The 15,160-nt window shown below is 39.9% G+C and carries 18 protein-coding genes, 1 tRNA gene and 1 other annotated feature; of the genes, 7 read left to right on the plus strand and 12 right to left on the minus strand.

What is annotated here, in order from left to right; all coding sequences use genetic code 11:
* Positions 1 to 14: 14 nt before the first annotated feature.
* Positions 15 to 262: a binding site (T-box leader), on the minus strand.
* 8 nt (positions 263 to 270) lie between these two features.
* On the minus strand, positions 271 to 1,185 hold the full coding sequence (gene ilvE, locus MHI23_RS12840; RefSeq protein ID WP_039180440.1) for a branched-chain-amino-acid transaminase: 915 nt from the start codon (positions 1,183 to 1,185) through the stop codon (positions 271 to 273).
* Positions 1,186 to 1,618: 433 nt separating this feature from the next.
* Between ilvE and MHI23_RS12845 the strand changes: the two genes are divergently transcribed.
* A complete protein-coding gene (locus MHI23_RS12845) occupies positions 1,619 to 2,662 on the plus strand; it encodes a lactonase family protein (protein WP_034621158.1) in 1,044 nt (347 codons plus the stop codon).
* A 32-nt stretch (positions 2,663 to 2,694) separates the two neighbouring features.
* Here MHI23_RS12845 and MHI23_RS12850 read toward each other — a convergent pair whose 3' ends face one another.
* The 6 genes from MHI23_RS12850 to MHI23_RS12875 form a co-directional block, all read right to left on the minus strand.
* The gene (locus MHI23_RS12850; RefSeq protein ID WP_342491998.1) at positions 2,695 to 3,114 is read right to left on the minus strand and encodes a YkvA family protein; all 420 of its coding nucleotides are present in this window, start codon (positions 3,112 to 3,114) and stop codon (positions 2,695 to 2,697) included.
* Between the two features lie 95 nt (positions 3,115 to 3,209).
* The gene (gene dltD / locus MHI23_RS12855) at positions 3,210 to 4,376 is read right to left on the minus strand and encodes a D-alanyl-lipoteichoic acid biosynthesis protein DltD (protein WP_025092477.1); all 1,167 of its coding nucleotides are present in this window, start codon (positions 4,374 to 4,376) and stop codon (positions 3,210 to 3,212) included.
* On the minus strand, positions 4,376 to 4,612 hold the full coding sequence (gene dltC / locus MHI23_RS12860; protein WP_024423191.1) for a D-alanine--poly(phosphoribitol) ligase subunit 2: 237 nt from the start codon (positions 4,610 to 4,612) through the stop codon (positions 4,376 to 4,378). Before dltC ends, dltD begins: the two co-directional genes overlap by 1 nt.
* Before the next feature lie 21 nt (positions 4,613 to 4,633).
* Positions 4,634 to 5,818 (minus strand): D-alanyl-lipoteichoic acid biosynthesis protein DltB, encoded by a 1,185-nt coding sequence (dltB, locus tag MHI23_RS12865; RefSeq protein WP_326349532.1) that lies wholly within the window; start codon positions 5,816 to 5,818, stop codon positions 4,634 to 4,636.
* On the minus strand, positions 5,815 to 7,320 hold the full coding sequence (gene dltA / locus MHI23_RS12870) for a D-alanine--poly(phosphoribitol) ligase subunit DltA (protein ID WP_342491999.1): 1,506 nt from the start codon (positions 7,318 to 7,320) through the stop codon (positions 5,815 to 5,817). Before dltA ends, dltB begins: the two co-directional genes overlap by 4 nt.
* Positions 7,321 to 7,334: 14 nt before the next feature.
* Positions 7,335 to 7,484 (minus strand): teichoic acid D-Ala incorporation-associated protein DltX, encoded by a 150-nt coding sequence (locus tag MHI23_RS12875; RefSeq protein WP_024427820.1) that lies wholly within the window; start codon positions 7,482 to 7,484, stop codon positions 7,335 to 7,337.
* A gap of 332 nt (positions 7,485 to 7,816) precedes the next feature.
* Here MHI23_RS12875 and MHI23_RS12880 point away from each other — a divergent pair, with 332 nt between their 5' ends.
* Entirely contained in the window at positions 7,817 to 8,212 is a 396-nt protein-coding gene (locus MHI23_RS12880; RefSeq protein WP_342492000.1) for a VOC family protein, read from the plus strand.
* A gap of 229 nt (positions 8,213 to 8,441) precedes the next feature.
* Here the strand turns inward: MHI23_RS12880 and MHI23_RS12885 are convergent, their stop codons facing one another.
* Complete coding sequence (locus tag MHI23_RS12885; RefSeq protein WP_176364997.1) at positions 8,442 to 8,603, minus strand: hypothetical protein; 162 nt, start codon at positions 8,601 to 8,603, stop codon at positions 8,442 to 8,444.
* A 198-nt stretch (positions 8,604 to 8,801) separates the two neighbouring features.
* Between MHI23_RS12885 and MHI23_RS12890 the strand changes: the two genes are divergently transcribed.
* The 5 genes from MHI23_RS12890 to MHI23_RS12910 all read left to right on the plus strand — a co-directional run bounded on the left by MHI23_RS12890 (position 8,802) and on the right by MHI23_RS12910 (position 12,769).
* The gene (locus MHI23_RS12890; protein ID WP_024423197.1) at positions 8,802 to 8,990 is read left to right on the plus strand and encodes a hypothetical protein; all 189 of its coding nucleotides are present in this window, start codon (positions 8,802 to 8,804) and stop codon (positions 8,988 to 8,990) included.
* A 94-nt stretch (positions 8,991 to 9,084) separates the two neighbouring features.
* Positions 9,085 to 10,635, plus strand: a complete 1,551-nt coding sequence (locus MHI23_RS12895) for a T7SS effector LXG polymorphic toxin (protein ID WP_327831393.1) — start codon at positions 9,085 to 9,087, stop codon at positions 10,633 to 10,635.
* A 21-nt stretch (positions 10,636 to 10,656) separates the two neighbouring features.
* Positions 10,657 to 10,995, plus strand: a complete 339-nt coding sequence (locus tag MHI23_RS12900) for a hypothetical protein (RefSeq protein ID WP_056768056.1) — start codon at positions 10,657 to 10,659, stop codon at positions 10,993 to 10,995.
* A 610-nt stretch (positions 10,996 to 11,605) separates the two neighbouring features.
* A complete protein-coding gene (locus MHI23_RS12905; protein ID WP_342492001.1) occupies positions 11,606 to 12,586 on the plus strand; it encodes an SDR family oxidoreductase in 981 nt (326 codons plus the stop codon).
* 18 nt (positions 12,587 to 12,604) lie between these two features.
* Entirely contained in the window at positions 12,605 to 12,769 is a 165-nt protein-coding gene (locus tag MHI23_RS12910) for a hypothetical protein (protein ID WP_196769440.1), read from the plus strand.
* Positions 12,770 to 12,973: 204 nt separating this feature from the next.
* Here MHI23_RS12910 and MHI23_RS12915 read toward each other — a convergent pair.
* From MHI23_RS12915 to rph, 4 genes are all read right to left on the minus strand, one after another.
* Positions 12,974 to 13,047, minus strand: a tRNA-Arg gene (locus tag MHI23_RS12915).
* 120 nt (positions 13,048 to 13,167) lie between these two features.
* Entirely contained in the window at positions 13,168 to 13,692 is a 525-nt protein-coding gene (locus MHI23_RS12920; protein WP_076840329.1) for a metallophosphoesterase, read from the minus strand.
* A 14-nt stretch (positions 13,693 to 13,706) separates the two neighbouring features.
* The gene (locus tag MHI23_RS12925) at positions 13,707 to 14,309 is read right to left on the minus strand and encodes an XTP/dITP diphosphatase (protein WP_162860205.1); all 603 of its coding nucleotides are present in this window, start codon (positions 14,307 to 14,309) and stop codon (positions 13,707 to 13,709) included.
* 10 nt (positions 14,310 to 14,319) lie between these two features.
* Complete coding sequence (gene rph, locus MHI23_RS12930; RefSeq protein ID WP_076840328.1) at positions 14,320 to 15,048, minus strand: ribonuclease PH; 729 nt, start codon at positions 15,046 to 15,048, stop codon at positions 14,320 to 14,322.
* Between the last annotated feature and the right edge of the window lie 112 nt (positions 15,049 to 15,160).

Consider the following 15,160-nt stretch of genomic DNA (forward strand, 5'->3'; position numbering starts at 1 on the left):
ACTTTTCACTAGGTCAAAGGGGCGAAAAAGCTTTGTTTTTTCGCGGTACCACCCTTGTTCACGGCATATCCTGCTGCCGTCTCATGGACATCTTTCGTCCATTTTGGTAACGAGTGAGCAATGTCACTCGGTCTGCCCTACTATCATTTCAAGCAGACACTCAGAGGTGAGTTCACTTTAGAAAGTAACACCGGTTTCCAGCTAGCACCGGCTCTCTGTAGATACTGACTCTAAAGCTACTAGTCCTCTTCAACGTTTATCGATATCTATTTAACTTGCATGAATGTTTTCATCTGTAAAAACGACTTTTTCTCCTTCTTCAACTACTCGCTTGCGGAATTGTTCAAGAAGTTTGTTTGTGTGGAACCCAGGTTTTCCTTCACCGATTGTACGGCCGTCAACTTTTACAACGGCGATGACTTCGGCTGCGGTTCCTGTTAGAAATACTTCTTCAGCTGTATACACATCATGTCTTGTGAATGGTTCTTCTTTCACTTCGTAGCCTAAGTCTTCTGCAATCTCCATGATGGCATTTCTTGTAATGCCTTCAAGTGCGCCGATATAACCTGGCGGTGTATAAAGCTTGCCTTTTTTATAAATAAACACGTTGTCTGCAGAACCTTCCGCCACGTACCCTTGATCGTTCAGCATCAGCGCTTCACTCACACCGGCCATATGGGCTTCGATTCGGACAAGAATGTTATTCAAATAGTTTAATGATTTCACTTTTGGGCTAAGGACATCTGGACGATTTCGTCTTGTTGGAACCGTCACAATATCAATACCCGTTTCATATAGGTGCTTTGGAAAAATGGCCAGCGGCTCTACAATGATCACTGTATTGGCTCTCCCGCAGTTGTTAGGATCTAATCCAAGATCACCTGCTCCTCTTGAGACGACAAGGCGGATATAGGCGTCCTTTAAGCCGTTCCTTTCAACTGTATGAATCATTTTTTCCGTGAGTTCCTCAAGTGAATATGGAATGTTCAGCATAATGGATCTAGCGGAATCATACAGGCGGTCTAAATGTTCTTTCATTCGAAAGATATTTCCGTTATACACGCGAATCCCTTCGAAAACACCGTCGCCATATAAGAAGCCATGATCGTAAACTGAAATTTTCGCATCCTCTTTTTTCACGAGTTCATCGTTTAAAAAGATCCACTGTTCCTTTTGGTCTTCCATTTTCAGTGAGCACCCTCTCTTTCAAACAAAAAGTAGTTGAATTTTCAGACACTTTATATTGAAGTGTCTCTCGCTTGCACTGCGTGTTTGTTTAGCTTTTGTTGAACCCATCTTACGCCGCTTTCCATACAGTGTCAACAGCATTTTTAAAATTATTAGACAATTTAGACTAATCAAAATTAAATGTATACGCTTACACCTTTGCTAGACAAGGAATGAAAAAACTTAAAATTTTTTGTATTTTTTCTTCAATTTATTTACTTTACATGAACGGTTTTCTTTTGAGAAAACTTTTGTGATATTTTTTCACAACATTTTTGATGAATATTGTGAGATTTCATTGACTTTGTTTTTTCTTTTGGCATGCCTTTCTAAAGCGTTTTCCTATGAATTTATGATAGAATGAGAGCATCTAATAGAAGGAGGGCAATACATGGCTAACATCAGAGGTTATATCGGTACGTATACTAAGGGAGACAGTAAAGGCGTTTATACGTTTACATTAAATACGGACAAGCAGCAGATTGAGCAAGTAGAAGTCGCTGCTGAACTTGAAAATCCTACATATTTAACCGTGTCAGAGGATCAAAAGTTTGTTTATGCTGTTGTGAAAAAAGGATCACAGGGCGGCCTTGCTGCGTATCAAATTGATTCGACAACAGGCAGACTTCACTTCATCAACCAAGAGCTTGCCGATGGAGCTTCTCCTTGCCACGTCAGCGTGGACAGTCAAACGAAAACAGCGTATACAGCGAATTATCATAAAGGGACAGCAGAGATGTATGAAATCGATGCTGAAAATGGCTCAGTGATCCGCACGCTCTCACAGGCGCAGCATGAAGGAACTGGCCCTAACGAAGATCGTCAGGAAAAACCGCACACTCACTTTATGGGTCTCACGCCAGATGAACAATTTGCAGTGGCTGTTGACCTTGGAACAGATGGAATTTATACGTATAAGAAAGAAGACGGCAAACTTGAGCTTGCTCATACATTTGAAACAAAGCCAGGCAGCGGACCTCGTCATATCACATTCCACCCAACGAAACCTGTGGCATATGTAATGACAGAACTAAGCTCCGAGGTCATTGTGCTTCGTTACTTTGAAGATGGTCATTTTGAAGAGATCCAAACAATCGCGACCATTCCAAGCGATTTTACAGAGAACAATCAAGGCAGTGCCATTCATGTCTCTTCAGACGGACAATTTGTTTATGCAGGAAATCGCGGTCATGACAGCATTGCGATTTTTAAAACAGACGCTGACGGTCAATTAAGTCTTGTCGAGATTGCTTCTTCTGAAGGTAACTGGCCTAGAGATTTTGTGCTTGATCCAACAGAAGAATTCCTCGTCGGTTCAAACCAAGAATCTAGCAATCTCGTGTTATACAAACGCGACAAAGAAACAGGACGACTCACTGTCTTACAATCAGACATTACCGTCCCTCATCCAGTTTGCGTGAAATTTTTAGGGTAAAGAAAAAAGCCTCCAATAACGGAGGCTTTTCTTTATACAGACGGCATACCGCCATCCTCAAGCTTTTGATCAATCAAAGACGTATCGGTTTTTTCGCCGAACCATTTTGACAGCCTGTCTTTTGCTTTCCCTTTCACATTATCATCAATGTACATTGCTACTTGAAGCAAAGCAAATGTAATGGCTCCTAAATCATCTGTATAGCCGACACCAACCAATGTATCCGGAATGAGATCAAGTGGAAGGATAAAATAGCCGAGTGCTCCAATAATCAGGGTCTTTGCTTTAACCGGCACTTCGGTTTTTTGCAATGTATAGTAAAGTAATAGCACAGCATAGACAAGAGAGACACCAGCTTTTTGGGCCGTCTTTTTTAGCTTTTCCCAAAAGGCATGATCATTAAAATGCTTCTTCGAACGCTTTAATAGTTCTTTTTTCTCAGAACGATTCATCATATCGCCTCCATCTACAGCATAGCCCTTTTCCCTTAGTTATACAAGATATCCGCTGATTCGACAAACAAAAAGCAGCAGAAAGCTGCTGCATTCTACTGCTCTTTGTAAAACTTTTCAATTGCCTTATCGATGTACACCCATCCTTTATAAGACACATGAATCGTATCTTTAAAGAAATATGGATCATACTCATGCTTAGTCAAATCCGCGACTTCATACCCATTATCTCGAATTTGACGATTGATTTTTTCATAATAACCTGTACGGCCTTCTTTCGGAAAACCTGTGTAATCATACCACTTTCCGTTGACAGGAATCGTCACAAACAAAGGCTTCGCCCCTGCCTGTTTTAAAATATCCAGCATGATTTGAAAATCTTTGTATTCTGGTGATTCCGCATAAGAATGACCTTCACGGGAATCCTTCATCTTTTTCATGATCGGTTTCAGCTTGTGGTCAAACAGTTTTTGGTTAATATAAAACGGGTTGTCCCCTGCTCTTTTCGCACCAAAAATGCTCGCTTCTTTTTCAAGCTCAGCCCATGTTTTTCCTTTGACTGAAGGAGACGGTTGAAGCTTGCGCTCATGCCCCGATCCAATCGTATAGTACATGTCTTTCTTTTGAAGCATGCCATAGTACATTTTCGCAATAGGAGAAATCGCGCCATAAGCGAACTTGTTCCCAGATAGCTCTGCTTTAAAAAGCTCTGTAATCACCATGTCATTTTTGACTGCTTTAAACTTCATGATTCTTTTGATGAGCTCTTTTTTCACAGTTGGATCAATTTCTTTATTATAGGCGAGATTAAGTGCTTGAAGCGCTGAATAGTTAGGTGCAAAGTGATTCTCGTCAGATCCCCATTTCACAAACCACTGCGGGGACACGATAAATACAAGCTTCTTCCCTTTTAATTCATCCATATGCGCTGCGAAGTTCATCGCATGAATTAATGATTGCGATCCACCTTTTCCAATAAGATAAGGTGTAAACCCTTGAGGATTCTCATGAAAGAAATTCGAAGGGTGATATGGATCAAAACGTGATAGTTCAGAAGATCCATAGATCGGCAAATAAGTTGGATCTTTTAGCATTTCATCTTGTAAATAAAGCCCTTGAAACATCCCTGGATCTAATTCTGTAGCTGACTTTTGTAATTTGTCTTTTGGGATCAGGTGTGAGAGCCATGCATTTGGTACAAGAAGAACACCAATGAATAGAACAGCCGCTAAAATAAGCGGCCCAAAAAAACGCTTTTTCATTACTTCATCTCTGCCAGCTGCTCAGCAATATGATTCGGCGTATCCCACACATCACGATCGAATTCTGTAATCGGAACAGTGATTCCGAGTTGACTTTCAATTGCCATAAGCAGTTCTACTGTACCAAATGAATCAAGAAGACCTTCTTCAAAAATCGCAATCTCTGGATTTTCTTTCACAACGTCATCCTGACAAACCTCTGCAATAATACCGTATACTTGATTTTTAAATTCCATAATTTTCTACTCCCTTAATCATTAATGATGAAATGGTTTTCCTGAAAAAATATAAAATCCGAAACAAATCACATGGAATGTAATAATGATTGACACAACCATTGTGACCTTATTATCCGGCCACCACTTGTGCTTTTTATTCCATTTCTCAAATAAATTGTAACCGGACATGACAACTGCATGATATAGTCCGTAAATAATATATTGAAGGGCAAGACCATGCCAAGCACCCATCAATAGAAAGAGGACAAAGTACCCGATATTTGATACAGCCATACGGTTCTTAATCCACTTCTTTTTGGTCATAAAGAACACAAATCTCATAAACACGTAGTCTCTGAACCAGAAGGACAGGGACATGTGCCAGCGATTCCAGAAGTCTTTAATATTTCGGCTGATAAACGGTTTATTAAAGTTCTCTGGCGATTTAATACCCATAATATAACTCACACCTACAGCAAACATTGTATATCCAGCAAAGTCAAAGAACAAATACATGCTGTAAGCATACATATACGTTAACTGCTGAACAAAGTGACTGCTGCTAATATGATGGATATTCATCAGAATATATGTGTGAATTAGATACCCAATAATGAACTTATATAAGAAGCCAATAAAAATTTTATGAATACCGGCATATAGAAGATCACTGTATGCTTCCTTTTCAGGCGGCGTATCCATATCCTTTTCAAATCGGCGGTAACGGTCAATCGGACCTGATGAAATCGTCGGGAAAAAGACAATGAAATAGACCAAACGGTGAACCGGAATTTTCTTCTTAATCAAGCCGTCTCTTGTCTCGATAATTAACTGAACACCTTTAAATGTTAAGTACGAGATCCCCAAAAAGCTCAGCCAGTTCATTGGCGGCGGCTGGTGCGGCTGATGAGTTAAAAAGAACGGTAAAATCTTTGACAGCACAAGCGGTAAAATAGATGCCACCACTGCTGTATAGAAAACGGATGCCTGATTCGCCTTTAACCGGTATGCAAGGTACAGGCGGATGATGATGACTTGCCACACCGTGAACAAGAAGAGCAGCAGCGCGCCATGGGCATCCTTTGAGAAAATAAGCGCCAGCGCCACAACCGTTGCAAACATGTTGTAGCCCTGCATTCTTTTGCCGCGAAGACCAAGGATGATCGTCGGCAAAAGAAGAATACCAATTAGAATGAAGAAAAAGAATGAACTAAACGGAATCATAGAAGAACCTCTTTCGCGATTCTCTTACGGTCAACCTTCCCGTTTGGCGTCATGTACAGCTGCTCAAGATACACAAACTTTCTTGGAATCATGTACGCTGGCAGTGAATCCGCCATTTCTTTCTTAATCGCACTTGTCAGCTGATACTCTTTTTCAAATGAATGAGCTGCTGGAACAATCGCTGCAATCAAGTACTCGACATGACCGTTTGGCTGGAATGGCACAATCACACAAGCATTGACATAGGTTGTCTCGCTTACATGATATTCAATTTCTTCAAGCTCCATCCGGTATCCATGAAGCTTAATTTGATAGTCGAGACGACCATGGCACGTAATTAATCCATCCTGCGCCACACCTGCGTCACCTGTACGGTAAGCAGGACGTCCTTCGTATTCAAAGAACACTTTATCTGTCAAGGCTTGTTCACCTAAGTAGCCATTGCTGACGCTTGGCCCCACGATGACAATTTCCCCTTTTTCACCATCAGGAAGACTCTTGCCTTCTTCATCTAAAATGACGATGTCTGTATCAGGTTTGGCATAGCCGACTGGTAAAGAATCGTGCTGATCAAGAATCGCCTGCGTGACTTCAATTGATGTGATCGCAACAGTTGCTTCAGTCGGACCATACGTATTAAAGACCTGCGCCTTTGGAAAACGCTCCAGAAGTGCACTTGCTACAGCTACAGGAAGCGCCTCACCGCAGAACAAGAAAACTTTCAGCTCAGGTAAAAGCTCCCCTGTAAAGGAAGGATCCATTAAGCACATTTGCACAAAAGAAGGTGTTGATGTCCACACTTCAACGTCAGATTGACCAAGTGCTGCAAACATATCCTTTGGCTTATTCACAAGATTTTTCACTAAACAGTAAAGCGTGCCGCCTGATTGAAGCGCTGGATAGAGATCCATCACTGATAAGTCAAAAGAAAATGGTGCTTGATTTAAGAAAGTACGTCCCTCACCAATTGGGAAGTCGCGGCACATCCACTCTGTAAAGCTTTCTAAATTATTGGCTGTTACCTGAACGCCTTTCGGTTTTCCGGTACTGCCAGACGTATAAATGATGTAAAAAACATCATCTTGTTGAACCCACTGCGTGGATGGCGGTGCTTCTTTTTCAAGTGCTAAAAGCGATGCCGCACTCTTCACTTCAATGTGCTCTTCTACATCTAATACATTCTGCTCATTTGCACAAATCAATAGACTGGCTTTTGAGCTTTCAATAATTGAGACGATGCGCTCGACAGGTATTGAGATATCGACCGGAATATACGGTCTGCCTGATTTCACACTGCCTAAGAAAGAAATCAGCATCTCTGGCTCCATATGACCGTATACAATGACAGGTTCACTGCCAGCTGCGACTGCATCGATCGCACCAGCCATTTGGTCTGATAAATGCCAAAGCTCATCATATGTGATCGACGCATGTTGAGAAACAAATGCTGGCTGTGTTGGTTTCGTTTGCTGGTATTCATGAATCGTTTGTAATAGTTTCATAATTTAATCTCCAATTAAAAATCGTTGTAAATGAATGATCCCGTATTTGCTGTGTGGAATCCGTAAATAAAGAACAATAATAGCAAAATAAGTAAGTAAAAGCTTGTATATCCTATCCATTTTACAGACTTATTTTCTGATAGCTTTTTGAATAGCATATTGATAACCTCTTTTCTTTTGACACTTATAGAGACGCATGACTCAATCAAAGAGTTTCATATCAAACCATAAAATTTTTAAGAAATACTAAAAAAATGTCGAACCTTGGAACGTCTCATTTGAGCAAAGCTGTCTTATTGTAACAAAGATTTAATACATTTGAAATGAAATCCGATCTTAAATTTGCCTTAAAATTGCTGAAAGCTGTCGAGAAGCAGCATATTCTTCTTTAGATTTATTCATTAACAGTTAAACCATTAAATAGAGTTCCATATTCATCTGAATTAAGTTACATTAAGTCATATAATAATTAATCTTCTAAATGGGGGTTCTTCTATTGTCAAAAGGACTTATTCATCATATTGAACTAAATGTTTCGAATTTAAAGAATTCGATTATTTTTTGGGGGTGGTTTTTAGAGGAGTTAGGCTACGAGCCTTATCAAACCTGGGAAAGCGGTCGAAGTTGGAAATTGGGAGAAACTTATATCGTTTTCGTACAAACGGAGGAACGATTTATGGACATACCCTATCATAGACGCAGGGCAGGTCTAAACCACCTGGCTTTTCATGCCAGTTCCCGGCAGCAAGTAGATGATATGACTGAAAAATTAAAAAGCATGGGGGTTAAAATTCTTTATGCCAATACACACCCCTTCGCAGGCGGCGATAAACATTACGCAGTTTATTTCGAAGATCCTGATAGAATGAAAGTTGAATTGGTGGCACCTTAATTTAGTTTGACTAGAGAAATAAAAGAACCCATAATTTCATGGGTTTCTCGTCATTGCATGATAAGAAAATCCGTCACAAGGCAAGCGGGTTCTCCGTTTTGATTTTATACACCTTACTTTTTTTAGTTGGAGAAAGAATATTCTCTCTTTTGCATATTTACCGCTTTACAATGCCTTTTTCATTAGGGAGGTTAATTTAAAAATGCCCTTCCAATGGAGGGCGGTGCTATTAACTATTTTCTTTTAAGTATTTCTTAATCAATGATTCGCTAATCCTGCTTACGATATAGATCGCAACCGCTAAAATCAGCATCAACGGAAACATGCTTAAACGATTATCTGCAACATATACAATGATCCCCACTACGATTGCCGTTAAAAGATGCTTCACCGCCAACTCACCCCTTTGTATAAATCATATACATTTTATTACACAAAAGGTTTAATTGAAATGATTTCCATAAAATCAGTAAGTTTCATTTGTCCGCTCTTAAAGTAGATTGCTATCCCCCTTATGTTGTTCGCATAATCTCCATATGTTAAAATCAACTAAAATATCTATTTAATGGATCAATCAGGAGGTCATTAAGTGTCACAGCAAAGCACGCCATCCAAAATGTTATTAATTACTTTACCCAGCGCTATGATTGCCCTTGTGATGATCTTAGGGAAAATTGATACACCTGTTACAAATGTTTTATTTTATCTTGTGGCTTTTAGTGTGATGGGTTTAGTTGTTTCAAGCTTAGTAAAAGACTACAGAAAAAAGAAAAATTAACTCCTCAACTTGGGAGCTGTCGTTTATGCAGCTCCCTTTCTTTATGTGGACGCTTAATTGCTACGAGTACTAACAGAAAGTAAAGGAGAACAGAATGAAAACCCTTGATGTCTTTGAGTTGAAAAATGGAATTGACCAAACGCTGAACAAGTTGAAGCAGCAAACACAGAATGTGAAGTCCCTAGAAAAACAAATCAATCAAATCATCTCCTTAGACGGCGCATTAAAGGGAGACGCTGGACAAGCGATAAAAGATTTTTATATCGAGTGTCACATTCCTTTCTTGCACCAGATCGTCATTGAAGAATACAGTGGTGCACTAAAAAAGACAAAACAGGCACTTCATGCTTTTGAATCAAACCCGAATGGTTTTATCTCTCAATCATTCATTGAACACGAGCTTGACCAAGGGTTAAAAAAAGCCGAACGGACTATTTCTGATATTGTATCCGATGTGAATCAAGCCCTCAGCAGGGTCAGCCATATTGCTCATTTGCCTCATGTAGATGAATCTGCTTTTCAACAAAGCTATCAAAAAGCCTGGCTTGAGACGTCCAAAACCATTGGACTACTTCATGCATTTGACAGAGAACAAACAAGTGCTCTAAATGAAACAAAAAGTTCGCTTCATACAATGAAACAATATTTGGACACCTTAAGCACGATGTTCACTAGCCCGAAAATTGAGATTACCAGTTATCAAAAGGGCTCTATTTTCAAAGGTGGAAAAGAAGAAAAAATCAGCAGCAACATCAGCGGATTGAATGAAAAAATAGACAACCCTAAAGAAAACCCAATGATGATCATGCTGAACAAGCTGAATGATAAAGAGCAATCGAATGTGGATACTCTTGTGAAGAAGAAACCGTCTAATAAAATCAATCAAAACGCCGTGTTCGTAAATGGAAAAGTATATAATACAAATGAAAAGATTGACTTTGCAAATGCCAAAACAGTTGAAGTTATTCGAGACGGAATGCTATATCGGTTACGAATATCGGAGCAAAACAAAGTGAATATTGAAAGCATCACAAAGATTTCCGACTTGAAAACGGGGGAACAAACCTCAAACATCTTAAATACAGCGGTTGAGTTTACAGGAATAAATGATGCCATTCGAGTCATCACAGGAAGAGACCCTGTAACAGGTGACAAAGTCGCTGACATGGACCGACTAGTATCAAGCTTGTACATGATACCCGGAGCTAAAATCGCTAAAGTTGGAAAATACGTATTTAAAATAATGAAAGGAGAGAAAGTAGCCAAGAAGATTGTCAAAACACCTTCCTTCGGCAAACACTCCGTACCAAAAGGTCCATATCGTGAAGTAAATGGTTTCCCTGCAAAAGTAAAACCAGGCGCTCAAGAAAAACATATTCCTGATGCACCTAACTATAAACAGGAGATAGCTAATGGTAAAACAAAGAGTATCTTCTTTGGAGATAATAAAAAAGCACAAAAATTGCTTGATAAACATGCAGGTACTGGTGATATGTTAAAAACAAAAAATAAAGAAAGAGTGGATTTTGGTCAAGTCATAGGAAAACATTACAATACAGAGACCAATAAGTATGAAGAGACTACAAGAGGCATTATACATTATAGTAAAAACGGCGCTCACATCGTGCCTTCACAACCATCATAAATATGAGAAAAGAGGATTGACATGGAACCTGATTCTTTATTTAAAACATTATCAAAATACAAAAATAGAGACCTTACATTGGAATATGAAAATGGATTAAGGCTAATCGGTAGAACTGATACATTTTTTGAAACTGATAACGGTCTAGAAGATGATGACATCAATTATAAAGAATATTACGCTACAGTCTTTCAAGTAAATAAAATTTTATCGCCTCCCCTTAATAATGAAAAAGACAGTTTATATACTTGGTTAATTGAGGGAAACACTTTGTTTGAGATCTCTCTTTATGAAGATACACCAAGTGCAGTTTATATGGCAGACGGTCAAAAAATATGGGAATTGGCCAGTGATGAATAACTAAGAAAAGCCCCTCCATGTCGGAAGGGCTTTACTTCAATATAAGTCTTTTGGTAAGCTTTCACTTGTCATCTGGCGCCTTTATTTCTGCTCTGCGTCTTGGACTTATGCTTGAAATATGTCTAACTAGTAGACTTTTTCCAATTCGACAAAATAATACATTCAACCCATTTCTTTAAAGGCATTATTTAAACAGCTGATATTTATCTTTATTAGGAAACATTTCAATTAGAGGAATGCCGATGTCCATATAAATGTGAAGTTATGTACCAAGATTGCTGCTACGTAATAAATTAAACTTATTACCGTCTCATTGTACAAGCTTATATAGATTGGAATGAGACGGAATTTCTACTACGATAGTTCAGCCACTTAAGTTCCAACAAACAAAAAAGCCTGAAATCCTTTATAGTAAAGGGTTTCAGGCTTTTTTGTTATTACGTTCAGATTGCTGACGCGTGTTTAAACACCTATAAATTCCAACCTACTCATAAAAGCTTACTGCAACCCTTCAAATAACTCCCTCACAAGTTTATTCATTATTAATACTTGGATTAGCAGTAAACAACATAGATATTAAAAGGGAATAAGTACGTTTGGAGGGAATTAAATGGCACAAGATTCTGATGAGCGTAAGTTGCAACAAATAAAACAAATGCAACAGATGTTTTTAGAGAAAATGAAAACTCAACCTTATCCCATGTACCCTAATTACGGAAAAATCACACGCTATGAAGAAATCCCAATTAATTTACCTGAACAACGTCAACTTCGTCATCCTGGTGTAGAAGGTTTAATGGCCCCACTTCCAATTATTGAAAATACAAATTACAAAGGGAGTGGTAAGTTAGCGAGAAAAGTTGCTCTTATTACAGGAGGAGATAGCGGTATTGGTGCAGCCGTAGCCATTGCCTTCGCAAAGGAAAGTGCTGACGTTGCGATTGCATACTTAGATGAACACGAAGATGCTAATAGAACAAAAGCAAGAATCGAAGAACTCGGGCACCGTTGCTTATTGATGCCAGGAGACTTGCGAGATAAAAGGCAATGTATCACCATTGTAGAGAAAACAGTAAAAACCTTCGGACGTCTAGATGTTCTATGTAACCACGTTGGTATCCAATTTCAACAACCAAGCCTTCTTGACATTACAGACGAACAATTCGATGACACCTTTAAAGTCAACATATACTCACATTTTTACACAACCAGAGCAGCGCTTCCATACTTAAAACCAGGCAGTTCTATTATCGGTACTTCTTCAGTCGTAACGTATGTAGGGGAGCAACAAATGATTGATTATACAGCCACAAAAGGTGCAATTGTTGGTTGGACACGTGCTTTGGCTAAAAATGTTGTAAAACAAGGAATTCGTGTAAACGCCGTTGCCCCAGGTCGAATCTGGACGCCGCTCATTGCAGCAAGCTTCTCGTCAGACCAAGTGGCTGTATATGGAGCATTTAATCCAATGGAACGAGTTGCGCATCCATTTGAACTCGCACCAACATTTGTTTATCTAGCTTCTGATGATTCACGTTTTGTTACAGGTCAAGTGCTGCATGTTGACGGCGGGGAATCCACACATTCCTAATATAAGGAGGTCATTGGATTGAGATATGAATTTAATCCAGAAGTAGAGTTATTACTTGTGAATCATTCAATGGAAAAAGTCACTATGGTTTATATGGAGCATTCATGGCTAATGCCTGAAATTGGACGTAGACCGCCTTATTATTGCTACCCAAATTACGAACTGAATGATCCAATCATTTAAATAAATCGCAGTTATGCAGGCATACAAAAATGGATACAACTATGTCAATTTACGCTTCTTTGATACAAAAACAGGGAACGGAAATACTTAAAAATAATCCCGCTCTCAAAACCCTGTTTTGAAGCGAGTTACGAATTTAAGTTCTAAAGAACAAAAAAGCCTGAAATCCTTGATAACAAAGGGTTTCAGGCTTTTAATTTAGTACGTCCCAGGAGAGATTCGAACTCCCGACCGACGGCTTAGAAGGCCGTTGCTCTATCCTGCTGAGCTACTGGGACATGTTGTTATGTAGTGTGCTGTGGTGTATTACCTCAGCGACAAGATTTATTATATTACTATTGTTCTTTAAAGTCAACGGTTTTTCGAAAGTTTTTTCATAAGGGGCAAATGCTGCACCCTTATGAAATACCTTCCAATGTGACAGTGTTTTCGAGGTCTTGTATGGCAAGACCTTCGTCCGTGAAAAACTGTACGTTTGCTTCGCTTCCATCTAGTGTCAGTATAGCATAGCTGCGCTCTTTTCGCACTCTTGGCAAGTGCACGCTGCCTGGATTAATGAGCAGTTTTCCTCTGAGCAGTTCACTGCCTGGAATGTGCGAGTGGCCAAAGCAGATAATGTCTGCGCCCAGCTCTTCTGCACGGTAGTAGACTTGAAGTAAGGATTGTTTGATGCCATGCAGATGTCCGTGAGTGAGAAATAGTTTTCCGCCTCCATCAAGTGGGAGCAGGAGCTCTTCTTCAAAATCGCCCATAAAGTCACAATTTCCTTTGACGACTTTGTATCCTTCGAGTGCTGGGTGGTTCGTTTCGAGTTCTGAATCTCCGCAGTGAATCATCATGTCAACTTCAGCCGCATGCCGGTTGGCAATGGTTTGAAGTTCGTCTGTGAGTCCATGACTGTCACTAATGATGAGTATCTTCATGGCTTCATTCCCCCTTATTCATTTGCGTCTAGCAGTGATGAAAGCTTTTGAAGCGCGACCGCTCGATGGCTGATCTTGTTTTTCTCCTCTGGTGATAACTCGGCCATCGTCTGGTCTTTGTCTTTGACGATGAAAATTGGGTCGTATCCGAAGCCGTTTTCGCCGATTGGTTTTTCTGCGATGAAGCCTTCTACTGATCCTTCTACCGTCTTTGTTTCTTTTCCCGGTATGCTGACAGCAAGGGCACATCTAAATCTGGCTGTGCGGTCTTCTTTTTCAATGCCTTGAAGTTCGCTCAGCACTTTTTCCACATTCTCCGCATCGTCTTTATGCTCACCAGCGTATCTCGCTGAATACACGCCAGGTTTTCCGCCCAGATAATCAATGGACAGACCGGAATCGTCTGCAATGACCATTTCACCTGCTTTGGCTTGAATGGCCTCGGCTTTGATGATGGCATTTTCTTCGAAGGTTTGTCCTGTTTCTTCAATTTCTTCAGTAAAGCCAATGTCTGCTAGTGTTTTGACCGTGAATCCTTTTGGCTCAAGAATGGCTTTGAATTCTTTCGCTTTGCCCGCATTGTGCGTTGCAATGATGGCTGTTTTCATCCTGATCAAACCCTTCTCTTTATTCGATCACTTTTCCTGTTACTGCTTTTTGCTTTTCAATTAATTCTTTGATGCCCTTTTCGGCTAAATCAAGCAGTCCGTTTAGCTGTTCTCTTGAGAATGTCGCTTCTTCGCCTGTGCCTTGAAGTTCAACAAAGCGACCAGCGCCTGTCATAATGACATTCATATCTACTTCAGCAGAAGAATCTTCTTCATAGTTTAAATCTAACAGAAGTCCTTGCTGAGAATCAATTCCGACGGATATCGCCGCTAAATAATCAGTAATCGGGTTTTCTTTGATGACTCCTTCAGCTCTTAGCTTTTGAATCGCAAGTGTCATGGCAACAAAAGCACCTGTGATGGATGCTGTGCGTGTGCCGCCGTCTGCTTGAATGACATCACAATCAATCCAAATGGTGCGTTCGCCAAGCTTTTCTAAGTCAACGACTGCTCGGAGTGCTCGTCCAATTAAACGCTGAATCTCCATTGTACGTCCTGTGACTTTTCCTTTAGATGATTCTCTTATCGTTCTTTGTGCAGTTGCTCTTGGAAGCATGCTATATTCTGCTGTGATCCAGCCTTTTCCTTCTCCTCTTAAAAAAGGAGGTACGCGGTCTTCGATCGATGCGTTACAAATCACCTTCGTATTTCCCGCTGAGATTAAGACAGAGCCTTCTGGATGCGTGATGTAGCCTGCCTCTATTTCAATTTTTCTCAATTCGTCATATTGTCTTTCATCTAATCTCATGTTTTACCTCCGTTACGATATACATTCCTCGCGAGTGCCAGCGGGGTTCTCCTACTAACTTTGACAACCTCAGCTCGTTCTAATCGCTTGGAATAAAAAAGAGGCAGCGAAT

Origin of the sequence: Bacillus sp. FSL M7-0003 (assembly GCF_038628485.1) — a bacterium.
In the GTDB taxonomy this organism is placed as follows: Bacteria; Bacillota; Bacilli; order Bacillales; family Bacillaceae; genus Bacillus; species Bacillus safensis.